This is a genomic window from Candidatus Woesearchaeota archaeon (assembly GCA_018303405.1).
In the GTDB taxonomy this organism is placed as follows: domain Archaea; phylum Nanobdellota; class Nanobdellia; order Woesearchaeales; family JABMPP01; genus JAGVYD01.
The window spans coordinates 1-21202 of the sequence record JAGVYD010000016.1; the positions used below are offsets into that span (position 1 = coordinate 1).

Here is a 21202-nt window from a genome sequence, read left to right on the forward strand (position 1 = left end):
ATGTAAGGTCAAGGCACATAAGAACGCAGGCAGCTGAGCTGTTTTGTAGGCTGATAGCCTACAACATCGGCTATCGCCGATGGGATTTTCTACTAGGCCCAATGCTAACTAGCTTGATTTTGAAGTTCAGGACTCTGCCAGCCAGGGGATGGTTAAGGTCGAGCGTTATTTTTTCAGTGTCTTTCTTGACAATTATGGCATTTATCATCTTGCCGTCTGGGTCTTTAAGGGTCAATAGCATCCCTTCCTGGAACTTTTCATGGTCCTTTAGCTGTGACAGGGGAATGTCCTGTACAAGCTCCTTTATCTTAAGCCCATAGCCGTCCTCTGGCTTAATCTTGACGGTTTTTTCTTCGCCAACAGCCATGCCCGTTACCGCCTCATCAAATCCTTTTATGATATGGCCCTGCCCAATCTGGAATTCCAGCGGTGCTTGGCCATCGGAGGTGTCGAAAACCTGGCCATCATCAAATGAGCCTGTATAATCCACCTTGACAGTATCTCCGCTTTTTGCCTTTTTCTTGTCATCCGCCATATTATCACCTTTGGTAAATTGCAAATACCTTAAACCGCATATTGTAACTGCCAAAGTGATATTATTTAATAGTTTGCATTTATTTGATTGCATCTCAAATGCGTGCAATGCCCTGTTTCATGCACAAGTCTTTGCATTAAGTTTATTAAAGGACGGCATTTTTCATGGACAATGGCAATCATAAGCGCGGCAGAACTGCTGGATATGCTGGTTATGACTTTGTTTGTCGGATTTATATTCAAGGATGCCTTCCACGCCCGGCCAAAGAAGAGGGATGTTCTCGAATACTATACAGGCAAGAGAAGCAGGTATTGGGACGGGTTTTATTTTGCCATCTTGGCAACAGTGCCAGGCATAGTCTTGCATGAGCTTGGCCATAAGTTTGTGGCGCTTTCATTTGGCATGAACGCTGTGTTTCATGCTGCGTACCAGTGGCTCGGGCTGGGGCTGATTCTCAAGCTGCTGAATTTCGGGTTCATTTTCTTTGTGCCGGCTTTTGTTTCCATCTCAGGGATTGGGTCGCCAATGCAGTATGCAATAGTTGCCTTTGCAGGGCCTGGCATAAACCTTGTATTGTGGCTTATTTCGTATATTGTTGTGAAGTTTGACCTTGTCGATAAGAAGTACATGGAAATAGCAGTGCTTTCAAGAAAAATCAATTTATTCCTGTTCTTCTTCAACCTGATTCCAATCAGGCCTTTTGATGGCTACGGGGTTTTCTCTAACCTTTACGCGGCATTTGTAGGATAGTGCAGAGTTATAGACGGGAAAATTTTGGCAATAATAATCTTTAAATATAACATGCCAACTACATTATTAGTGCGACCGACAAAATGTTTCAAAATTTTGCATACGATTTCTCGTTTTGAGGCAAAGCAGTCAATTCCGATTTTTGACATCCAATTCATAAGTGCAGGCGGGGTAATGTAAAATGACAGCTGAAGAGCTATTGCGGAGCATTGCGAAAAAAACAGAGGAATCAGAATATTATACGCCTGTCCCTGACAATTACAGGCCAGGCAGGACAAAGTATATTGTGGTCACTGGCAGCGTGATGTCCGGCCTTGGAAAAGGCATCTTCTCGGCTTCGCTTGGAAAATTGCTGCAGGATTCCGGTTATGCGTGCTCGCCCATTAAATTTGACGGCTACCTGAATGTTGATGCCGGGACGCTTAACCCATACAGGCACGGCGAGGTTTTTGTGCTGGATGATGGCACAGAATCTGATATGGACCTTGGGACCTATGAAAGGTTCCTGGACAAGAACATCTCAAAGGACAATTATCTCACCGGCGGCAAAATTTTCAGCTCTGTATTGAGCAAGGAAAGGGGCGGAAAATACCTGGGTAGGGATGTGCAGTTCATCCCGCATGTCACAGGCGAGATTAAGGGTTTTCTCAGGGAATTGGCGCTTAAGACAAAGGCTGACATAATTTTGGTGGAAGTTGGAGGGACTGTCGGCGACATAGAGAACCAGTATTTCATTGAAGCCATGAGGCAGCTTGCCTATGAGGAGTCTCGGGAAAATGTCTGTTTTGTGAATGTCACTTATATCATAAAGCCGGAGTTTTTGGGAGAGCAGAAAAGCAAGCCGGCCCAAATGGGCATTAAGCAGTTGATGGAGCTTGGGATTCAGCCAGACATCATAGCCTGCAGGTCAACACAGCCTGTGACAACAAAGGTCAGGGAAAAAATAAGCGTGTATTCAAACGTGCCCTTAAGGAATGTCGTGAGCGTTCATGACAAGGACAGCATTTACACTGTCCCGAGCATGCTCAAAGAGGCGGAAATTGACAAGATTGTCTGTGAAAGGCTCGGCCTGAAGAATGGCAAAAAGCCAGAGAGCAAGGAATGGCAGGAATTTGTCAGGAATATAGTTGGCCCGAAGAAAACAATTGTAATAGGGATGACAGGGAAATACACGGGATTGAGGGATTCATATGCTTCCATCCTGCAATCATTGGAGCATGCCGGCGCAAAGCTAAAAACTGACATTAAGATAAAATGGATTGAGACAACTGATATTGAAAGCGGGAAACTGGATGTCAAGGATGCCATGGAAGGCGTGTCGGGGGTTATTGTGCCGGGCGGATTTGGCAAAAGAGGCACAGAAGGAAAGATAGCGTGCGTCAAATATCTGCGTGAAAATAAAATTCCTTACCTGGGCCTGTGTTTCGGATTCCAGATGGCACTTATAGAATTCGCAAGGGATGTGTGCGGGTTTAAGGATGCCAATTCAACAGAAATTGAGCCGGACTGCAGGCACAAGGTTATAGATATCCTTCCTGAGCAGAAGAAGATTGAAGGCTTGGGGGGGAACATGAGGCTGGGTGGCCGTGTCATTGAGGTTAAGAAAGGCACAATGGCGCACAGGCTTTATGGCAGCCTCAAAGTTAGGGAAAGGTTCAGGCATAGGTATGAATGCAATCCTGAGTATATTGAAGCATTTGAAAAAAAGGGGATTGTCTTTTCTGGAAAGGCGCCTGATTACCCGATAATGCAGATCATGGAATTGCCAGGCCATCCGTTCTTTCTTGGGACCCAATTCCATCCTGAATTCACTTCGAGGCCGCTGAGGCCCAATCCTTTGTATGTTGGGTTTGTTGAGGCAGCAATTAAGAAGAGCCAGATGAACAAGAAGTGAAGGCAAGACCGGCCTGGAGAGATATCAATCTAAGCATAGGCAGGAATGGCTGATGGAATTGGATCATAGTTAGGCTGCTTTTTCTTCTGCGATTCGCCATGCACTTTGTATCTAAAAAAACCTGCCAGGAAGGGCATCAGGAATTCTGGCTTCATAATTTGCAGCACGGAATTCGTAGCCAGTGGTGGATAGATAAAAGCATAGGCCTTTCCCAAAGAACGCGCATACCTACCCTTCAGCCTGTCATTATAATATTCAGAGAATATTCCCCTGCCATCCTGGCCAATTCTTTTAAAAAATGACTGAGGGGTATATTTTGCTGTAATGTAGTTGGTGAAATTTGCAGTGAGGTTGAACATAGGGAACAGCAAGGCTATGCGAAATGCCCGCTTTATCTTTCCATAAATGATGGTTACATCAATGGAGTGAACAAAATTCTGGAAATAGAACCTGGCCAATGTGCCCACGGCCAATCCTGCATAGGCAACGGAGCGCAGTTTCTTGCCTGTTGTTTTTTCTTTGTTTTTGCGGAGCCTCAGAATTTCCCCCCCTGTCATGCCTATTGACATTAGAGGTGGAAATATACCAGCGAAATTTACAGCAAGGGCAAGGCTTCCTGCATAAAGCAAGGTGCTTTTAGCAGCGTCAAGGAACCCCCTGACAATCCCTCCCACCAGCCTGTTCTCAAGAGGCCTAGTGATTTTGCCGTTCTCAGGGTCTGGCTCTGCCAGTTTATCATCAAGTGTCATATACCACTATGCAGTAATATAATATATAAAATATTGTCATAGTATTATAGTATGACAATCATAATATTTTAATACTTGAAAAAAGTCCGCAATGTCATGGCAGAGATATCATTGCAGGAGTTTGGCCTGAGCAGAAATGAGGAAAAAGTCTACCTAAGGCTGTTGGAGCACGGGGTGATTCCTGCTGGCAGGCTGATCAAGATAACAGGCCTCCATCGTGCAGCTGTCTATGACAACATTGACCTGCTTTCCGAAAAAGGCCTTGTTTCATATGTTATCAAGGCGAATAGAAAATACTTCTACGCTGAAAATCCCGCGCGCATGGCCGATATTGTGGAGAAGAAGAAAAAAGAGGCTGAGTCAATGGAATCCAGATTCAGGGAACTCTTGCCTGTTCTGGAGGCCAAGAGGCTGATTACAAAGTCCAAACAGGAGGCGACGATTTACGAGGGAAAAAAGGGGCTGAAATCAGTCTGCGAGGACCTGCTCAGGGCTGGAAAGGACATGCTGGTAATCGGGGCAACCGGCTTGTTTATTGGAATAATGGGCCCTTATGCCTGGAATTTCCACAGGAGAAGGGCAGAGGCAGGCATAAGGATGAAAATAATTTATAACGAGAAAGTTTTCGAGGAGAAAAAACTCCTGAAGATAAAAAATAGGGAAATGCGCTATCTGCCGTTGAGATATGAAACACCTGCAACAACCTGGATATTTGGTGACAATATTGCAATCATACTCTGGTACGAAACCCCGATTGCGTTTGTGATGAGGAGCAAGGAAGTGGCCGATTCCTACCGCAAGTTCTTTACAATATTATGGGAAGGGGCAAAAAAATAATTGGATTGCTTGCTCTTTTTTGCATCAGCCGTCTGAGACTGCCCATAAGAAGCTCAATATGCATGCTGGCCTGCCATATACATCGTCTTGTATTCCTTGAGCTGCTCTGGTCCAAATTTAATGCCTGAGAGCAGTATGGAAGCGATTTTTTCGCCGATATCATCGCTTGACTGGTGGCCTGATTCAACCTCAATGCCAGAGTCAATGCTGTTGGCTCCCTCGATGTAGCCGGGAGGCGCTGATTGCCCCAACTCCAAATGCGGGGATTTGGCCTTAAGTTCAACAGCATAATTGCCATTTGCTCCTGAAGGCAGTATGGTAGCCACATATTTTGTGGGGATTCCGAATTGGTGGAACTCGATTACGCCGGGCTGGGCGCTCACATTGTCTATTTCAATGAAATAGCCTGATTTTTCCCTTAATGCGTGGGCCACAATCGATGTTATGCCTTTGTTATTCTGTGCTGTTGCCATTTAAATCACCTTAAAATTGGGATTGTGAAAGTGCTAATATATTCTTCGTCTGAAAATTAACATAAAAGTTAACATTTAGTTATAAATAAAACAAATTAGTTATATTTATAAATAGCAAGGGATTTTCTGGTGCCATGAACACAGCTGAATTGACCGAGCAGTACATTGAAAGCCATAAATCAATAAAGGACTGCCTTAAGCATGGCATAATCAACTACTCATCCCTCTCAAGAAAAATATCCAGGGATTTGCGGATTGAGAAAAAATCCAGCAAGGATGCCATTCTCATTGCTGCCATCAGGTACACCAAAAAGGTTAAATCAGAGAAGATAAAGGAAGAGGAGATAAAATCCCTGCTGAGGGAAAGCGACCTTGAGATAAAGAACAGGATATCAGTATTTGTTCTTGAAAAAGGTGTTTACCTTGACAGTCTCATAGACCTTGAGAAAAAAGTCAGGAAAAATGATGATGTTTTTTTCTCCGTTGAGGGAACAAAGTCCATCACATTGGTCATATCTGAAAAATACGGGGACGAAGCCTCAAGGCAGTTCGGTGACAAGACCATAGCCCGCAGCTCAAGGAATGCAGTTGTCATAGTAAAAAGCCCGAAATCAATTGAAAAGGTAAGCGGTGTTTTGGGATATTTGGCCACCCTGTTCTCAGACAACAATGTCAATATCCTTGAGAGCCTCAGCTGCTGGACAGATACCCTGTTTATAGTAAGAGAGGACGATGTTGCCAAGGTTATGCAGTTTATGAAATTTGATTGAGCCTATGGTGCCCGCAGCTCTTTGTACCATGCCAGGGCATATTCTTGGGCTTGATGGAATTTCCCCTCGGTTAGCATAGACAGGTATTCATTAAATTTTAGGCCAGGATGCAGGTTGGTATGATATAACCCATCGATTTCCCATTGGCGGTACATCTTGGAATAATAGGGCATAATGATATCCTTCATGACTCCATGGCCGTGCTTGCGCTGGCTTTTTCTGGCCGACGAGACGAATAGAGGCAAGTCTATAAGACGATGCACAAATGATTCAAGGTCCTTCCTGGTTATTTTCTGCTCCATTTGAAAACCTTAGGGGGTAATCTATGGGTTCTTAACTGGTCTGTTTGGTTTGGGACCCGGTCCTGGAAAATCGTTGTAAACTTGACATACAATATATTTGCATACGAGAAATGGATGGATGGCAGGTAATTGCACGAAATATGTTTCCCAGCAACCTTTTTAAATGCATTACTTTTCTTTGGCGCTATGTCAAAACGCTCAAGAAGGAAGAGATTGAAATTGATTGCCATGGCTGGAGCGCAGGAAGCCGGCATTGCCGCAGATTCAGATAACAACGCCAAGCACGATGCGCGCGGGGAAGCTGCGCCCCGGAAGCCGTCGTCTAATGCTCACCCGAAAATTGCCAATTGGTATTTCAAATATAACAAGCAATTGCTGGTAATCCCTGTCCTGCTCTTGTTGCTTTCCATTGTCCAGATTGGCATGCAGACAGCCACAACAGGGGATTTCATACAGAAAGGCATCTCACTGAAAGGGGGCATAACAATAACAGTGCCGTCAGATATGGAAATTGACTTGGATTCTCTGCAAGGCAAAATAACTTCTGAGTTTCAAAATGTTGATCTTTCCATTCGCAGACTTGAATCTGCCAATAGCTTGGTAGGCTATGTGATAGATGCTGACCTGCAGGAAACTGAAGAGGTAGATAGGCTGGTGAACATTGTTGAGATGGAGACCAGAATAAAACGGGCAAATTACGGCCTTGAAACAGTGCAGCCGAGCCTTGGCGAGAGTTTCTTCAAGGAAGCAGGACGGGCAATACTTTTCGCATTCCTGCTGATGTCAATTGTAGTCTTCATTGCCTTCAGGACGATAATCCCGAGTTTTGCTGTCATAATTTCAGTGTTTGCAGACATGGTAATGACCCTTGCAGCTGTCAATTTGCTGGAAGTGAAGATTTCCACAGGTGGAATTGCTGCATTCCTTATGCTGATTGGCTATTCTGTTGACACTGATATCCTGCTTTCATCCAGGGTGCTCAGGAACCAGGAAACAAGCCTGATGGATAGGATAATGAGTTCCTTCAAGACTGGAATGACTATGGTGGCGACAACTGTCACAGCTGCCACAATTGCATTCCTTTTTTCCGAATCTGAAACAATCAGGCAGATTATGCTTATCATAATAATTGGCATGGTGGCAGATGTCTTCAACACATGGATAACGAATACAGCCATACTCAAATGGTATGTTGAAAGAAAGGCGGCGAGGAAACATGGGCAAGGTTAAGGCCATCCTGACAAACTTCAGGGTCATTATCCTGATGATTTGCATTGTTCTTGCAGTCCTGGCAATCAGGCCAACCCCCTGGAATGAAGGGGTCATGATCAGGAGTGTGGCCCTTAATAGTTCAGCCAGCCTGGCAGGGATGGTTAGCCCCGTGGCAACGCAGAGCCTGATGAGCAGGGAGAGGATTATTGAAATTAATGGGGCGCCAATCAAGAATACTGGCGATTATTATTCTTTCATTGAAAAACTTCAGCCAAACAGGACTTATACCTTTAAAACCGACAAGGGGCTTTACAGGCTCTATTCAAAGACGGGCCTTGATGGGAATGCAGAGGACATTGGCTTGAGGGTTTCTGAAGCGCCGACCACCAACATCAGGAAAGGGCTTGACCTTCAGGGTGGCATAAGGGTGCTGCTCCAGCCTGAAAAGCCGGTAAGCGTAAGTGATATGGGCATCTTGCTTGAAAATATGGCGCAAAGGCTGAATGTTTATGGCCTCTCAGATATTGTTGTCAAGGAAGCCAAAGACCTTTCTGGAAACCAGTATGTTACTGTTGAGATTGCAGGTGTTAATGAAGAGGAAGTCAAGGACCTCATAGCCAAGCAGGGAAAATTTGAGGCTTTTATCGGCAACACAACTGTTTTCAGGGGCGGAAAAAATGATATAACTTATGTATGCAGGACTGCTGATTGCTCAGGCATTGACCCAAATGTTGGCTGCAGCGTCGCCCAGGACAACCTGTGGTATTGCAGGTTCAGGTTTTCCATTACACTTGCGCCCGAAGCTGCTGATAGGCAGGCGGCTGCAACAGGGGACCTCCAAGTTGTCCAGGGCCAGGGAGATGATAATTACCTCAGCGAGCCTTTGCTTCTCTACCTGGATAACAAAGAAGTTGACAGGCTGAACATAGGCGCTGAACTGAAAGGGCAGGCCGTGACAAGCGTGGCAGTGTCTGGCAGCGGCCTGGGAAAAACACAGGAAGAAGCTGTGGCGGACAGCCTGAAAAACATGAAAAAGCTTCAGACCGTGATGATTACCGGCAGCCTGCCTGTCCAGCTCAACATTGTCAAGACCGATTCAATTTCTCCTATTTTGGGAGAGCAGTTCATCAGGAATTCATGGATCATCGCTATTGCTTCAATGATTGCAGTTTCTCTTGTGATATTTATCAAGTACAGAAAATGGAAAATCAGCGTGCCCGTGATAATAACAATGCTGGCAGAGATTACCTGCCTGTTGGGGATAGCGGCGATAATTGGCTGGAATATAGACATAGCGGCCATCGCCGGAATCATAGTCACAATTGGAACAGGCGTAAATGACCAGATTGTCATAACGGACGAGACCTTGAGTGGGAGAAGGGAGCAGAAAGGCAGCTGGAAGAACATGATGAAACGGGCATTTTTCATTATTTTCGCGGCATTCTTCACAAATGTTGTGGCAATGCTGCCGCTTTGGTTTGCAGGCGCTGGCCTGCTCAAGGGATTTGCTGTCACAACAATCCTGGGCATTACGGTTGGCGTCTTGGTTACAAGGCCGGCTTATGCGCAGATTGTTGGGATGCTGGTGGAGAATGAGCCTGATTCAACACCCAGGAGATTCAAATGAAAACTCATTGGTGGGCAATTGCCCTCACTGTAATAACAACGCTTTTCACATCCACAGCCCAGGTTTTTTACAAGTTCGGGGCAGAAAAGCTGGAATGGAATTTCTTTGCCCTTATTACGAACTATGAGCTCATCATAGGAGCGGCACTTTACGCATTGGGCGCTGCCATATTGATTGTTGCGCTGAAGGGCGGAGAGGTGACTGTGGTATATCCAATTATTGCCACGAGCTATATCTGGGTGACTATTCTCTCCAACCGGATTTTTGATGAGACAATTAATATCTACAAATGGATAGGTGTTGGACTGATAATAGTGGGCATTACTGTTATCCAGTTCGGCAGCCGTGGGCATGATAGCAATGGGGTGGAAGCTTGACCACAGAATTGGGCGCAATTGGCCTTGCCCTGTTCGGGATAGCTGTTGGCGCATGGGGGCCGATGTTCATGAAAAAAGCCTCGTCTGAAATACACAGGGATTTCAAGAGCATACTCAGGAGTAAAAACCTGCTCTATGGCGTCTTGATTTACGGCATTGCGACCCTGATATTCATCCCGGCGCTGAAAGGCAGTGACCTGTCGGTTATTTATCCACTTGTTGCGACAAGCTACATATGGGTAAGCCTGATTTCAGTAAAATTTTTAGGGGAGAAGATGAACCTTTACAAGTGGCTTGGCATACTGGTGATTATTGCCGGCGTGGCTTTCATAGGTTATGGCAGCAGCTTGCCAAGTTAAATAAGGGATAGATGAATATAAGTATTGCAAAAATTGAACTTTGGAAAAGTTGAAGGTATTGCATAAAATGGCAAAAAAAAGGACTATTGTGCTTTCATTGGGTGGATCCATCATAGCACCCGACGCAGTGCACGTCGAGTTCTTGAAAAAATTCAGGGGATTGATCTTGGATTTTGTAAAAAAAGGAAACCGCGCAATAATTGTCTGCGGCGGAGGCGGGACAAACCGCACATACAACCATGCTGTGCTTAAAATAACAAGGCCAAGCCATGCTGATTTGGACTGGCTTGGGATAGCTGCAACCAAGCTGAATGCTGAGCTTGTCAGGGTGATGTTCGGCCCGGCAGCCTTTGAGAAGGTAATTGATAATCCCACAGGCAAGATAGCCACAGCGAAAAAGATTATTGTGGCCTCAGGATGGAAGCCGGGATGGTCAAGCGATTATGATGCGGTTCTCATGGCTGTTAATTTCAAGTCACGCGAAGTAATCAATCTGACTAATATCGACCATGTGCACAATAAGGACCCAAACAAATTCAGGGATGCTGTCAAGCTGGAAACCCTCACATGGGACCAGTATCTTGCGATAGTCGGCAAAAAATGGCAGCCACGAATGTCCGTGCCTTTTGACCCAACAGCATCCAAGCTGGCAAAGAGTAAAAAAATTTCTGTTAGGATCGTAAACGGCACCAAGCTCCAGAACATCAAAAAACTTCTTGCTGATAAGAAAGTGATTGGGACCCTTATCAAATGATAAATTTTATTTGCAGGATGATTTTTTCTTAATTGTGCCCAGATATCAGTAATGAAACTAGATATAATTCTAGATATAATCCTTTATCTCATGCCGCCACTGCTCATGCACAAGCCACAATATCAAGATGATTGCGTCTATGCCAGCAGCTACATCGCCTGGAAATGGAGCCGGGCAAAACCATAAAGGGACTGTGGGGATAATGTTAAGATAGCCATCTGCGCTTATAGAGCAGTCCAGCAGTATATGCATAAACCAGCCAAAAGCAACAGCCATGAAGAACATGACAATGGCGTTTTTTGGCACAATCCACCTGAATACCTTGTATTCCTGCTTTTTAATCATGAAAAAAGCAAGTCCGGCCAGGAAGATCAGGATAAACCAAAGCATTGAATGGGTGAATAGCCTATGGAAATTATAGCTTGTCCCAAATATGAAATTAAATGCCCAGCTTAGGGGTATATCTGCATCCGGCAAAAGCCCGGCTATGCCGGCTATGAGCACATACCACATCGAGAACTTCTTTTTTGCAACATAGTCCCGGTACATGTCAGCTATTATGATGGTAAGTATCACATGGGTTACGGCATATGGCATGGCCTTATTTCGTGAGTTGACTTATATATAATTTTCTGTAATTTGCACCAATGGCAAATTTTATATAATTGTATACCGATGGCTATATTATGCCCTTTGCTGATTTTGACAAGAAATTGAAGGACCTGAACAGGCTGAAGCAGATTCTCGAAGTGCTAATCAGGAACGAAATGGGGTATTTTGTGGAAATCCTCAGGCTCAAGAAATTCCTGCCCCTTAGCCGTACCATGGATGCCAAGAAATTCATTCGTACAGACACGCAGCCAATGAGGGTCGTCAGGATTGTGGAGCAGCTCGGGGGAGGATTCATCAAGCTCGGCCAGCTTTTGAGCATCCGGCCCGACCTTGTGCCCCTTGAATATGCCAATGCCTTCACAACGCTGCAGGACCATGTGCCTGCCTTTCCCTACACAAAAGTCAAGCAGATAGTCGAGACTGAGCTCCACGGCACCCTTAAGGAATTGTTCATGAGTTTTGACCCCATGCCTATAGCTGCTGCGTCCATTGGCCAGGTCCATCTTGCAAAGCTCAAGAATGGGAAGCGTGTTGCAGTTAAGGTTCAAAGGCCCGACATTGAGAGGATATTCAGGTCAGATATCGATATTATGTACCTGTTCGTGCACCTCATGCAAAAATACCATGACCAAAATGTCGTTGACCCCAAAGAGATTGTTGAGGAGTTTGAGGACTATACGCTCAAGGAGCTCAATTATGTCAATGAGGCCAAGAACATAGATGCATTCCATGTCAAGCTCAAGGATTCCACTTCTGCAAAAGTGCCGAAAGTATACTGGGACATGACAACTGAGAAGGTCCTGACCATGGAATACCTTGAGGGAAGAAAGCTTTCCGAGCTTATCAAATCCAAAAAAATGCTCAATAGGAAGCTTATAGCAAGAAATATTGTCGACTCCATACTAAACCAGGTTTTTGTGAATGGCGTTTTTCATGCTGACCCCCATCCCGGCAACATATTGGTGACGCCAAATTATACGATTGCCTGGCTTGACTTTGGGATTGTTGGCTATTTTGATGATGAATTGCGGGAAAAAGTCACAGACCTTTTCATCGCATCAATCCAAGGTGATACAGATGCATTGGCAACCAGCCTTCTGAGCCTTGGGGCGCTTGATGAAGGAGTGGATATGGAGATATTCAAGGCTGACCTGAAAAAGAACATGGAAAGATTCTACAGCATACCTGTAAAGGAAATCAGGCTCGGGGACTTGTTCGAGGAGATAATTTCGCTCAGCAAAAAGCATGGCCTGAAGCTGCCAAAGAATTTTGTCCTTCTGGGCAAGACAATAATCACTACGCAGGGCGTGGCGGCAGAGCTTGACCCTGACTTTAACCTTGTCCTCAGCGCAAAGCCATTTGTTGAAAAACTGGTTAAGCAAAGGAACAGTCCAAGGCAGGTTTTTACCAGGCTCATAAAGTCTACAAGGCAGTTTAAGCAGTTCATTTCTGACGTGCCCAAGCAGACCAATGAGCTTTTGCTCAGGGTGCGGCAGGTTGAAAAAATGGGGGAGAAGATTGACACAGACCTTAAGACGCTTTCGTCAGAGATGGACAAGTCCAGCAACAGGGTGGCACTGGGCATACTTATTACAGCCTTCCTGATTTCAAGCAGCCTTATATTGAATTTTGAGCAGCCGGATTTTATGGGATTTCCGGTTTTTTCCTTGGCTGGCTACCTTATTGCATTTTTCCTGTTTTTTGTGCTCACTGTGTCAATTGCCAGAGAGCGCATTTAGGATGCAAAAAGTTTCCAAGCGGCACCGGAAGCATTTGCATTGCCAAAAATAGCAAGAATTTTAAATGATGAACGTATGGAATTGTTGCTAAAAAAGCATTGGTTGAGGTGAGATGGATGTTTGATGCATTGAGAAAAGGCATGCTTCTCGGCATAGGAGTGGCGACACTTACAGAAAAGGAGATCAGGCAGAGTGTGCAGGCCCTGGTCAAAAGGGGGTACATCAAAGGTGAGGAAGCCAGGAAAATGGCCAATCAGCTGCTCAGCGAAGCCAAAATGCACAAAACAAGGCTTCAGAAGCTGGCTGAGGAAGAGGCAAAAAAGCATTTCAGTAAGCTGGACAAGGCTTCCAGGGCCGAATTGGTTGCCATGAAAAAAAGGCTGGTGGCTTTGGAAGGAAAAGTAAGGCAAAAGGCCATTGGCGGCGCCAGGTATGCCGCGAAAAAATTCCTCCAGAAAACAGCGCCCAGGAAGAAAAAAAGCTGAGAAGCGAGCACATAATAACGTGACATAACAGAGGATATATTTATAAAAGAGATTTGTTTCTCAAATGCCATGGACAAGGTGCCAAAACACATCGGAATAATAATGGATGGCAACAGGAGATTTGCCAAGAGGCTTATGCTCAAGCCTTGGATGGGGCATGAGTGGGGAGCCAAGAAAGTTGAAAAGCTGTTTTCCTGGTGCAAGGAATTGGGCATCAGGGAGGTAACCCTTTATGCCTTTTCTATTGAGAATTTCAACCGGCCCAGGGATGAATTTGACTTTCTCATGAATGTTTTCAGGAAGGAGTTCAAAAGGCTGCTCGCTGATGAGAATGTAATGCAAGAGGGGATTAGGGTCAATTTTGTGGGCAGGATAAGCATGTTCCCTTCAGATATAACACAATCCATGAAAGATATAATGGAAAAAACAAAAGACAATGCCAGCTACATTGTCAATTTTGCCATGGCCTATGGCGGCAGGGCTGAGGTTGTTGATGCTGCCAAAAGAATAGCCGAGCAGGTAGCTGAAGGCAGGCTGGACATTGCCCAGATAAATGAGGAAGTCTTCAGCAAAAACCTTTATTTTTCTGACGAGCCTGATTTGATCATCAGGACAGGCGGGGAGAAAAGGACCTCTAATTTCCTGCCCTTCCAGGGGGCCTATGCTGAGTGGATTTTCCTGGAAAAGACATGGCCCGAGTTTGAAAAAGAGGATTTGGCAGCGGCAATGGAAGAGTACAGGACAAGGGAAAGAAGGTTTGGCAAATGATGATGTTTAATTAGACTTTCTCGCGCTTTGATGTTTTAATCCATTGAGTTGATTCTCTCCACGACATCCTGTATGTCCTTGTCAGGCGTCGAGGCGCCTGCGGTTATTCCGATATTGTTCTTGCCGTGGAACCATTCCTGCTTAAGCTCGCCGGCCTTTTCTATCCAGTGTGACTCAGTGTATTTTTCGCATAACTCGTGAAGTTCTTTTGTGTTTGCGCTGATATAGCCCCCTATGACAACCATGACCTCGACCTTCTTGGCAAGCTCCTCTGCTGCAAGCTGCCTGTCCTTTGTTGGATAGCAGACAGTGTTTTGCACTTTGAGGTCATCTGCCTTGGTTTCCAGGAATTCAGCCATCTCATTAAATCCCTTCAGGGATGAGGTTGTTTGGGAAATCAGGCCCAGTTTTCCAAAGTGCGGCAGCTTCCTTGCCTCTTCCAGGTTCTTGACTACAATTGGGCTCTTCAGGTTGCCAGCTGTGCCCTTGACCTCGACATGGTTTGGGTCGCCAAATATGACAACCTGGTAGCCGTCTGCCTCAAGCTTCCTGCCAAGAATATGGACTGCCTTGACAAGCGGGCAGGTCGTGTCAATGACATTAAACTTGCTTTTCTTAAGGTCAGCCAGCACAGTGTCAGAAACCCCGTGTGCAGTAATCACTACATTATTTGACTCCAATTTTTCACGCGCGCCAACTGGCACGCTTGTTATTCCTTTCTGCTTCAGCTCAGAAATGACGCCAGGGTTATGAACCAAGTTACCATAAATGACAGGCTTCAGCTCTGCATTTTGCTCTGCTATGTCTATTGCGCGCTTTACCCCAAAGCAAAATCCTGCTGAGCTGGCTATTGTCACATTTTTCATTTCTTCCACCGGTTGCCTGTGGCTTCCCTGCCTTTTCCTGCACCTTTCAGCTCCCTGTCAAACCAGCTTGCATAATTGTGTTCCGCGTGGGCCACATCCCACCCCTCGATGCAGGGGATTTTGTATGAATTCAGCCTCTTGATTTCCCTTTCAACAGCAGAGAAATTCTTCCCTGATGTCTTGATGATAATTGAATGCTCTTTTGCCTTTTCGATTTTTCCTTTCCAGAGATATGCGCTGGCAACCGGGAAAACATTGCAGCAGCCGGCAAGTTTTTTCCTGAGCAGGCTCATGCTGATTTTTTCAGCTTCCTTTCTGCTTGAGCAGGTTGTATAGACAATTATCATGGATTTTTGAAAGTGGCATAATATAAAAAGCTATCCCGGTGCTGGCCTGGGAAAAGGTTTTCTTCTGAATCTTGATGCACTGCCAGGCAAATCTTTATAATAGCTGGTTATCTCTGTTCCTGTATGCCAAAATACTTCCTGTTCATGAACGTCACAGGCAGCTATGCCTTTGATGAAAAATTCAGGCTTGCTGAGAAAGGTGGCCTGAAGATGCTTTCTGAGAAATACGGCCATGAAAAAGCCACTGACAGCCAGGCAAAGCAGGTCCTTCAGGCATTCAAGAGAAGCGAATATTATTCAGCTTTCAGGAAAGCGAACATTGGCGCGACCAAGCAAAAAATCAGGGATTATGTGAACAAGGACTTGCTGATTGTTCAGTCCATCAATGCAATTGATGATATTGACAGGTCTGCAAATTCCATTGCCAAAAGGCTGAGGGAATGGTACGAGCTTTACTGCCCTGAGATATCACGGGCAATTGACGGGCATGAAAAATTCGCAGAGATAATTGCCAAGAAGCCAAGGAAGCAGCTTCTGGCTGAGCTGCACATAGAGGAAGATGAATCCATGGGTGGCCACCTTGATAAGGGGGATATTGACGCCCTTTTGGACCTGGCAAAAAAAGTCAAGGAGCTCTTTATGTACAAGGGAAGGATACAGGATTATCTTGAAAGCTCAATGAAGGGCTATTGCCCGAATCTTGGCGAAATTGCAGGGTTCCAGCTTGGGGCAAGGCTCCTGGCGCATGCAGGCACGCTGAAGAGGCTCGCTGCTATGCCATCATCAACAGTCCAGCTTCTTGGGGCTGAAAAAGCGCTATTCAGGCACATTAAGACAGGGGCAAGGAGCCCAAAGCACGGTATCATTGTAAATCATCCTGTGATTGCAAAGTCAAAGCCAAAGGACCATGGCAGGTTTGCAAGGATTATTGCTGACAAGATTTCAATGGCTGCAAGGATTGATTATTTCCATGGCAAAAAAGCCTCCACAGCGCTCAAGCAGGAGATAGTTGCAAAGACAGGGGTTGAATTCTGATGGTCCAGAAAACAAGGTTTCCCAATATTTTCGAGTCCGGCGGCGAAAAGAAAAAAATCCTGCTGACAAAAAGCATTTCTCCGGGCATGAAAGTGTACGGTGAAAAAATAATCAGGATTGGCAAGGATGAGTACAGGGAATGGGATGCCTGGAAAAGCAAGCTATGTGCAGCTATACTCAAAGGCGCGAGCCAGATTGGCCTGAAAGAAGGCAATGTTGTTTTGTACCTTGGCGCTTCAACTGGCACAACTGTCTCCCATGTCTCGGATATCGTGACAAATTCAGGCTTTGTATTTGCACTGGATTTTGCTCCAAGGGTGATGAGGGAATTGGTCTTCCTTGCAGAGGACAGGAAGAATATAGCGCCTGTATTGGCGGATGCTGCGCGCCCGGCCACATTCTGCGGCAGCGTGTCCCAGGCAGACTGGCTTTACCAGGACATTGCCCAGCGCGACCAGGCTGAGATCTTCCTCAGGAACTGCGACTGGTTTTTGAAGAAAGACGGCTTTGCCCTGCTCTGCGTCAAGGCCAGGAGCATCGACATTTCAAAAAGGCCAAGGGAAATTTTCCAGCAGACAAGGAAGATGCTCGAGGATTCAAGAATGGTGGAAGTGGTTGAATATCGCGAATTGGACCCATTCCAGAAGGATCATTGCATTTTCATCTGCAAAAAAAGATAAAAGCCTGGCATGGATGGCCTGGCAATGGACTGATGTGGGAAAAATATAAAAAACGCCATAACCAAGGGGTCAATATGTTTAAACTTTTCAATACGCTGACAAGAAGCATAGAAGATTTCAGGGCAATAAAGAAAGGCCAGGTCAGGATGTACACATGCGGCCCGACAGTGTATGACTTTGCGCACATTGGCAATTATAGGGCATACATTTGCAGTGATATTCTTAGGAGGTGGCTTGAATACAGCGGCTATGAAGTCCGCCAGGTCATGAACCTGACTGACATAGACGACAAAACAATAAGGGACAGCCAGAAGCACAACATGTCCCTGAAAGATTTCACGGCAAAGTACATCACTGCTTTTTTCGAGGATATTGATGCGCTGAATATTGAAAGGGCGAATGAGTATCCAAAGGCAACAGACTATATAGATGAGATGGTCAGGCTGATAAAAACCCTGATGGAGAAGGGATTTGCATACAGGGGCGAGGATGGCAGCATTTACTTCAGCGTCAGGAAATTTCCAGATTATGGCAAACTGTCCAGGGTAAAAATTTCTGAGTTGGAGCAGGGCGCAAGCGGCCGTGTCAAAAGCGATGAGTATGAGCGCGAACAGGCCAATGATTTTGCATTGTGGAAGGCATGGGACAGGGATGACGGGAATGTCTTCTGGGAAACAGAGATAGGAAGGGGCAGGCCAGGATGGCATATAGAGTGCAGCGCAATGAGCATGAGGCTGCTGGGCGGCCACTTTGATATACATGCAGGAGGAATAGACCTAATTTTCCCCCACCATGAAAATGAAATAGCGCAAAGCGAAGGCGCGTCCGGCGGAAAGTTTGCTGATTATTGGTTCCACAATGAGTACCTGATGGTCAATGGAAAAAAAATGTCCAAAAAGCTTGGCAATTTCTTCACCCTCAGGGATTTGCTGGAAAAAGGCTTCAGCCCCAAGGCAATCCGGTATCTTTTGATGAGCGCGCATTACAAGGTACCACTGAATTTTACAGAAACGGCCTTGCAGGGCGCAGAAGAGACAATTGCCAGGCTAAAGGAGTTTATATCCAAGCTTAAAGAGGCCAATGGAAGCCACACTGACATTTCCAGTCATTTGGAAGCCTGCAAAAAGCAGTTCGGGGCAAGCATGGATGATGACCTCAACATCAGTTCAGCCCTGGCTTCCGTATTTGATTTTATGCGCGAGATAAACAAGCTGATGGCGGATGGCACGCTTTCAGCCGAAAATGCGAAAGAGATTCTGGGGTTCATGAAAAAACTGGACAAAGTCCTTGGCCTTCTGGAGTTTGCTGAAGAAAAAATTCCTGATGAGATTATGGCCCTTGTTAATAAAAGGCAGGAAGCAAGGAAGAATAGGGATTTTGCAATGTCTGACAAGCTGAGGGACGAAATAAGGAAAAAGGGCTGGCAGGTTGATGACACCAAGGATGGTGTAAAAGTGAAAAAAATCTGAAATTATTCTGCACTATGGAAATTGCCCTGGACAAAAAATCATCATCCTGAAGAATGCCCATTTTCAGGCTTCTATGGAAATCTTGACTTTCTCATTGAGAGTTTCGCTGCCTTTCCCGGAAATGACTTCCTTGATCTTTCCAGTTGCCTTGATGTCAGGGATGAATGGCCTCAGTTTTTCCATGTCTTCCCTACTGCATTCAATCACCAGTCTCGACAGCTCGATTTTTAGCGACATATTCTTCCCAGACTTGAATTTTCGGACAGCTGATATTATGTCTACTGCCATTTTTCCATAGGCCTCGGCATCCTGGTCAACCATCCCTTCCTCATAGCCAGGCCACTCGCAAAGGTGGACTGATTTTTTGCCTTCATTTTTCCTGAAATATGCCTGGTAAATCTCCTCGGTGATGTGGGGGGTTATGGGTGCCATGAGCCTCAATATTGAATAAAGCACAGTGTAGAGGGTGTATTTGGCCGATTCTACTTCATCATTATCATAAGCAGCGGGATTATACAGCCTGTCCTTGGCCATTTCGAGGTAATTGTCGCAAAATACCTGCCAGAAGAATTTTTCAGTGTCAAGCTTTGTCCTTACATATTCGTAATTGTCAAACCATTCTGTGTTATTGGCTATTAGCCTGTTAAGCGTGGATAAAATCCATTTGTCAGCTGGATAGAGGCTGCCTGGCATTTTCGGCTCGTATCCTGCAAGGTGCATCATTGAAAATTTGCTTGCATTCCACAGCTTTGTGACAAACTTGTGCCCGGTTACAAGGTCCTTTTCAAGGAAAGGGAGGTCCTCGCCGAGCTTTGAGCCTGCTGCCCAAAACCTGAGCGCGTCAGCTGAATACTTGTCCATCATGAGCTGCGGCTCAACAACATTGCCCTTGCTCTTGCTCATCTTCTTTCCATGGGGGTCAAGCGCAAACCCGCTGATTGCAATATTCTGCCAGGGATTTTTACCATTGTGGAATCTGCTTTTGACAAGCGTGTTGAATAGCCAAAAAGTGATTATGTCGTGCGCCTGCGGCCTCAATGACATGGGAAACAATTTTTTCCTGACTGATTCGTCTTCAACAAGCTCGATTGCAATTTGCGGGGTAAGTGAGGAAGTTGCCCAGGTGTCCATCACGTCCTTCTCAGGGATAAGGTCAGAGGCCTCGACTCCTTTTGGAACGTGAAGTGGCTTGTCAGCCAGAGGGTCAACTGGCAGCTGCTTTTCATCAGCCAGTATTACCTTTCCGTCTTTTGTGTACCATAGGGGAAATGGGACGCCATAATACCTTTGCCTTGAGATGTTCCAATCCCACCTCAGGCCTTTTATCCAATTATCATATCTTGTCCTCATGAAATCCGGGTGCCATTTGATTTCCTTGCCTGCTTTCAGGTATTCATCCTTAAGGTCAAGGTACCTTATGTACCATTGCTCTGTTGCAATGTACTCGATGTCAGTATCGCATCTCTCGTGTGTATTCACAATGTGCCTTATTTTTTCCAGCTTGGCAAGCGCGCCCTCCTTCTCAAGCTCTTCAATAACCAGTTTCCGCGCTTCCTCGCTCTTCATTCCCTTGAACTTGCCTGAATTGTCATTGAACTTTCCGTCAAGGCCCATTACATCTATTGCCTTGATTTGCGGATGCCTTTCCATCCAGTCTATGCACTCAACGCCGCCATATGTGCAGTAATAAACAACTCCGGAGCCGTATTCCATATCAGTAAATTCATCAGGGATAAGCTCAACTTCCTTCCCGGTTATGGGCATCCTGACTTTTTTGCCTATCAAATGCTTGTACCTTTTGTCATCGGGATGCACGGAAATCCCAACGCATCCATAAATCAGCTCTGGCCTTGTTGTTGCAAATACCAAGTGCTCGCTTGTGCCGTCAACATCAACCTTTATGTAAACCAAATGCGATTCCCTTTCAGCGTCCTTTAGTTCAACCTGTGCAATGGCTGTCTGGCATGTTGGGCAAAACATGATTGGTGATTTTTTTCTCTCAATCCTTCCCATTTTGTAGAGGTCCAGGAAGGATTTCTGGCTTATTCGCTGGCAGTGCTCGTTTATTGTGGTGTAAAAAAGGCTGAAATCGCATGAGATGCCAAGTTTCTTCCAGTCCGAGACATATTCCGGCCGGATTTCCTCAAGGGTTTCCAGGCAAAGCCTTACGAATTCCTTCCTTTCCATTGCCTTGCTCCTGACTTTCTTGGTTTTCTCAATCAGCCGTTCCGTGGCAAGCCCGTTGTCATCCGTGCCAAACGGGTAAAATATGTTACGGCCCTGCATCCGCTTGAACCTGATTATGAAATCCTGCTGCGAATATGAGAATGAATGGCCAATGTGCATCTTGCCAGATACAGTTGGGGGAGGGGTGTCTACAGAGAATATTTCTGCCTTGGAATGTGGGTCAAACTTGTAAATGCCTTCGTCTTCCCAAAATTTCTGCCATTTTGGCTCGCTGGTTTTTGGTTCATATCTTTCCGGCAGTTCCATAGCGTAAAAGAGAATGGATAGGGTATTTAAAGGTTAAGGCAAAAAAGCCCAGCCTGCAATCACGGCTGT

Annotated in this window: 23 protein-coding genes; 15 read left to right on the plus strand and 8 right to left on the minus strand. The window is 45.5% G+C overall.

Going from position 1 to position 21202, the window contains the following annotated elements:
* Window positions 1-70 precede the first annotated feature (70 nt).
* A complete protein-coding gene (locus J4227_06460) occupies window positions 71-535 on the minus strand; it encodes a peptidylprolyl isomerase (protein ID MBS3110143.1) in 465 nt (154 codons plus the stop codon).
* Between the two features lie 171 nt (window positions 536-706).
* On the opposite strand from J4227_06460, the gene J4227_06465 reads away from it, so the two are divergent.
* Both J4227_06465 and J4227_06470 read left to right on the plus strand, forming a co-directional pair.
* On the plus strand, window positions 707-1285 hold the full coding sequence (locus J4227_06465; GenBank protein MBS3110144.1) for a hypothetical protein: 579 nt from the start codon (window positions 707-709) through the stop codon (window positions 1283-1285).
* A gap of 181 nt (window positions 1286-1466) precedes the next feature.
* Window positions 1467-3179, plus strand: coding sequence for a CTP synthase (locus tag J4227_06470; protein MBS3110145.1), 1713 nt, complete (start codon window positions 1467-1469; stop codon window positions 3177-3179).
* Window positions 3180-3208: 29 nt separating this feature from the next.
* Here the strand turns inward: J4227_06470 and J4227_06475 are convergent, their stop codons facing one another.
* A complete protein-coding gene (locus J4227_06475; GenBank protein ID MBS3110146.1) occupies window positions 3209-3928 on the minus strand; it encodes a hypothetical protein in 720 nt (239 codons plus the stop codon).
* A 96-nt stretch (window positions 3929-4024) separates the two neighbouring features.
* On the opposite strand from J4227_06475, the gene J4227_06480 reads away from it, so the two are divergent.
* Window positions 4025-4765 (plus strand): hypothetical protein, encoded by a 741-nt coding sequence (locus J4227_06480; GenBank protein MBS3110147.1) that lies wholly within the window; start codon window positions 4025-4027, stop codon window positions 4763-4765.
* Window positions 4766-4818: 53 nt separating this feature from the next.
* On the opposite strand, the gene J4227_06485 is transcribed toward J4227_06480, so the two are convergent.
* Window positions 4819-5238: a hypothetical protein gene (locus tag J4227_06485; GenBank protein MBS3110148.1), complete on the minus strand. Its 420-nt coding sequence runs from the start codon at window positions 5236-5238 to the stop codon at window positions 4819-4821.
* Between the two features lie 134 nt (window positions 5239-5372).
* On the opposite strand from J4227_06485, the gene J4227_06490 reads away from it, so the two are divergent.
* Window positions 5373-6008, plus strand: a complete 636-nt coding sequence (locus J4227_06490) for a hypothetical protein (protein ID MBS3110149.1) — start codon at window positions 5373-5375, stop codon at window positions 6006-6008.
* A 2-nt stretch (window positions 6009-6010) separates the two neighbouring features.
* On the opposite strand, the gene J4227_06495 is transcribed toward J4227_06490, so the two are convergent.
* Window positions 6011-6310 carry a hypothetical protein gene (locus J4227_06495; protein ID MBS3110150.1) on the minus strand — a complete coding sequence of 100 codons (300 nt, stop codon included), beginning with the start codon at window positions 6308-6310 and terminating at the stop codon, window positions 6011-6013.
* A gap of 186 nt (window positions 6311-6496) precedes the next feature.
* On the opposite strand from J4227_06495, the gene J4227_06500 reads away from it, so the two are divergent.
* The 5 genes from J4227_06500 (at window position 6497) to J4227_06520 (ending at window position 10639) form a co-directional block, all read left to right on the plus strand.
* Window positions 6497-7540, plus strand: coding sequence for an MMPL family transporter (locus J4227_06500; GenBank protein ID MBS3110151.1), 1044 nt, complete (start codon window positions 6497-6499; stop codon window positions 7538-7540).
* Entirely contained in the window at window positions 7527-9149 is a 1623-nt protein-coding gene (locus tag J4227_06505) for a hypothetical protein (GenBank protein MBS3110152.1), read from the plus strand. The genes J4227_06500 and J4227_06505 overlap by 14 nt, the downstream gene beginning before the upstream one ends.
* The gene (locus J4227_06510; GenBank protein ID MBS3110153.1) at window positions 9146-9526 is read left to right on the plus strand and encodes an EamA family transporter; all 381 of its coding nucleotides are present in this window, start codon (window positions 9146-9148) and stop codon (window positions 9524-9526) included. Before J4227_06505 ends, J4227_06510 begins: the two co-directional genes overlap by 4 nt.
* On the plus strand, window positions 9523-9885 hold the full coding sequence (locus J4227_06515; GenBank protein ID MBS3110154.1) for an EamA family transporter: 363 nt from the start codon (window positions 9523-9525) through the stop codon (window positions 9883-9885). Before J4227_06510 ends, J4227_06515 begins: the two co-directional genes overlap by 4 nt.
* A 67-nt stretch (window positions 9886-9952) precedes the next feature.
* The gene (locus tag J4227_06520; protein ID MBS3110155.1) at window positions 9953-10639 is read left to right on the plus strand and encodes a UMP kinase; all 687 of its coding nucleotides are present in this window, start codon (window positions 9953-9955) and stop codon (window positions 10637-10639) included.
* A gap of 69 nt (window positions 10640-10708) precedes the next feature.
* Here J4227_06520 and J4227_06525 read toward each other — a convergent pair whose 3' ends face one another.
* A complete protein-coding gene (locus J4227_06525; protein ID MBS3110156.1) occupies window positions 10709-11236 on the minus strand; it encodes a metal-dependent hydrolase in 528 nt (175 codons plus the stop codon).
* Window positions 11237-11325: 89 nt separating this feature from the next.
* Here J4227_06525 and J4227_06530 point away from each other — a divergent pair, with 89 nt between their 5' ends.
* The 3 genes from J4227_06530 to uppS all read left to right on the plus strand — a co-directional run bounded on the left by J4227_06530 (window position 11326) and on the right by uppS (window position 14243).
* Window positions 11326-12990: an AarF/ABC1/UbiB kinase family protein gene (locus tag J4227_06530; protein MBS3110157.1), complete on the plus strand. Its 1665-nt coding sequence runs from the start codon at window positions 11326-11328 to the stop codon at window positions 12988-12990.
* Window positions 12991-13106: 116 nt separating this feature from the next.
* Entirely contained in the window at window positions 13107-13475 is a 369-nt protein-coding gene (locus tag J4227_06535) for a hypothetical protein (protein MBS3110158.1), read from the plus strand.
* A 69-nt stretch (window positions 13476-13544) separates the two neighbouring features.
* A complete protein-coding gene (uppS, locus tag J4227_06540) occupies window positions 13545-14243 on the plus strand; it encodes a di-trans,poly-cis-decaprenylcistransferase (GenBank protein ID MBS3110159.1) in 699 nt (232 codons plus the stop codon).
* A 35-nt stretch (window positions 14244-14278) separates the two neighbouring features.
* On the opposite strand, the gene ispH is transcribed toward uppS, so the two are convergent.
* The gene (gene ispH, locus J4227_06545; protein MBS3110160.1) at window positions 14279-15109 is read right to left on the minus strand and encodes a 4-hydroxy-3-methylbut-2-enyl diphosphate reductase; all 831 of its coding nucleotides are present in this window, start codon (window positions 15107-15109) and stop codon (window positions 14279-14281) included.
* Window positions 15106-15456, minus strand: a complete 351-nt coding sequence (locus J4227_06550) for a divalent-cation tolerance protein CutA (GenBank protein ID MBS3110161.1) — start codon at window positions 15454-15456, stop codon at window positions 15106-15108. The genes ispH and J4227_06550 overlap by 4 nt, the downstream gene beginning before the upstream one ends.
* 123 nt (window positions 15457-15579) lie before the next feature.
* Between J4227_06550 and J4227_06555 the strand changes: the two genes are divergently transcribed.
* The 3 genes from J4227_06555 (at window position 15580) to cysS (ending at window position 18640) form a co-directional block, all read left to right on the plus strand.
* Complete coding sequence (locus J4227_06555) at window positions 15580-16491, plus strand: NOP58 family protein (GenBank protein ID MBS3110162.1); 912 nt, start codon at window positions 15580-15582, stop codon at window positions 16489-16491.
* Entirely contained in the window at window positions 16491-17171 is a 681-nt protein-coding gene (locus J4227_06560; GenBank protein MBS3110163.1) for a fibrillarin-like rRNA/tRNA 2'-O-methyltransferase, read from the plus strand. Before J4227_06555 ends, J4227_06560 begins: the two co-directional genes overlap by 1 nt.
* 74 nt (window positions 17172-17245) lie before the next feature.
* Window positions 17246-18640 carry a cysteine--tRNA ligase gene (cysS, locus tag J4227_06565; protein ID MBS3110164.1) on the plus strand — a complete coding sequence of 465 codons (1395 nt, stop codon included), beginning with the start codon at window positions 17246-17248 and terminating at the stop codon, window positions 18638-18640.
* Between the two features lie 63 nt (window positions 18641-18703).
* On the opposite strand, the gene J4227_06570 is transcribed toward cysS, so the two are convergent.
* Window positions 18704-21133 (minus strand): valine--tRNA ligase, encoded by a 2430-nt coding sequence (locus J4227_06570; GenBank protein ID MBS3110165.1) that lies wholly within the window; start codon window positions 21131-21133, stop codon window positions 18704-18706.
* Between the last annotated feature and the right edge of the window lie 69 nt (window positions 21134-21202).

Coding starts and splice junctions, on each gene's coding strand:
- J4227_06460 (MBS3110143.1), bottom strand. CDS start 535: ATGGCGGATGACAAGAAAAAGGCAAAAAGCGGAGATACTGTCAAGGTG.
- J4227_06465 (MBS3110144.1), top strand. CDS start 707: ATGGCAATCATAAGCGCGGCAGAACTGCTGGATATGCTGGTTATGACT.
- J4227_06470 (MBS3110145.1), top strand. CDS start 1,467: ATGACAGCTGAAGAGCTATTGCGGAGCATTGCGAAAAAAACAGAGGAA.
- J4227_06475 (MBS3110146.1), bottom strand. CDS start 3,928: ATGACACTTGATGATAAACTGGCAGAGCCAGACCCTGAGAACGGCAAA.
- J4227_06480 (MBS3110147.1), top strand. CDS start 4,025: ATGGCAGAGATATCATTGCAGGAGTTTGGCCTGAGCAGAAATGAGGAA.
- J4227_06485 (MBS3110148.1), bottom strand. CDS start 5,238: ATGGCAACAGCACAGAATAACAAAGGCATAACATCGATTGTGGCCCAC.
- J4227_06490 (MBS3110149.1), top strand. CDS start 5,373: ATGAACACAGCTGAATTGACCGAGCAGTACATTGAAAGCCATAAATCA.
- J4227_06495 (MBS3110150.1), bottom strand. CDS start 6,310: ATGGAGCAGAAAATAACCAGGAAGGACCTTGAATCATTTGTGCATCGT.
- J4227_06500 (MBS3110151.1), top strand. CDS start 6,497: ATGTCAAAACGCTCAAGAAGGAAGAGATTGAAATTGATTGCCATGGCT.
- J4227_06505 (MBS3110152.1), top strand. CDS start 7,527: ATGGGCAAGGTTAAGGCCATCCTGACAAACTTCAGGGTCATTATCCTG.
- J4227_06510 (MBS3110153.1), top strand. CDS start 9,146: ATGAAAACTCATTGGTGGGCAATTGCCCTCACTGTAATAACAACGCTT.
- J4227_06520 (MBS3110155.1), top strand. CDS start 9,953: ATGGCAAAAAAAAGGACTATTGTGCTTTCATTGGGTGGATCCATCATA.
- J4227_06525 (MBS3110156.1), bottom strand. CDS start 11,236: ATGCCATATGCCGTAACCCATGTGATACTTACCATCATAATAGCTGAC.
- J4227_06530 (MBS3110157.1), top strand. CDS start 11,326: ATGCCCTTTGCTGATTTTGACAAGAAATTGAAGGACCTGAACAGGCTG.
- J4227_06535 (MBS3110158.1), top strand. CDS start 13,107: ATGTTTGATGCATTGAGAAAAGGCATGCTTCTCGGCATAGGAGTGGCG.
- uppS (MBS3110159.1), top strand. CDS start 13,545: ATGGACAAGGTGCCAAAACACATCGGAATAATAATGGATGGCAACAGG.
- ispH (MBS3110160.1), bottom strand. CDS start 15,109: ATGAAAAATGTGACAATAGCCAGCTCAGCAGGATTTTGCTTTGGGGTA.
- J4227_06550 (MBS3110161.1), bottom strand. CDS start 15,456: ATGATAATTGTCTATACAACCTGCTCAAGCAGAAAGGAAGCTGAAAAA.
- J4227_06555 (MBS3110162.1), top strand. CDS start 15,580: ATGCCAAAATACTTCCTGTTCATGAACGTCACAGGCAGCTATGCCTTT.
- J4227_06560 (MBS3110163.1), top strand. CDS start 16,491: ATGGTCCAGAAAACAAGGTTTCCCAATATTTTCGAGTCCGGCGGCGAA.
- cysS (MBS3110164.1), top strand. CDS start 17,246: ATGTTTAAACTTTTCAATACGCTGACAAGAAGCATAGAAGATTTCAGG.
- J4227_06570 (MBS3110165.1), bottom strand. CDS start 21,133: ATGGAACTGCCGGAAAGATATGAACCAAAAACCAGCGAGCCAAAATGG.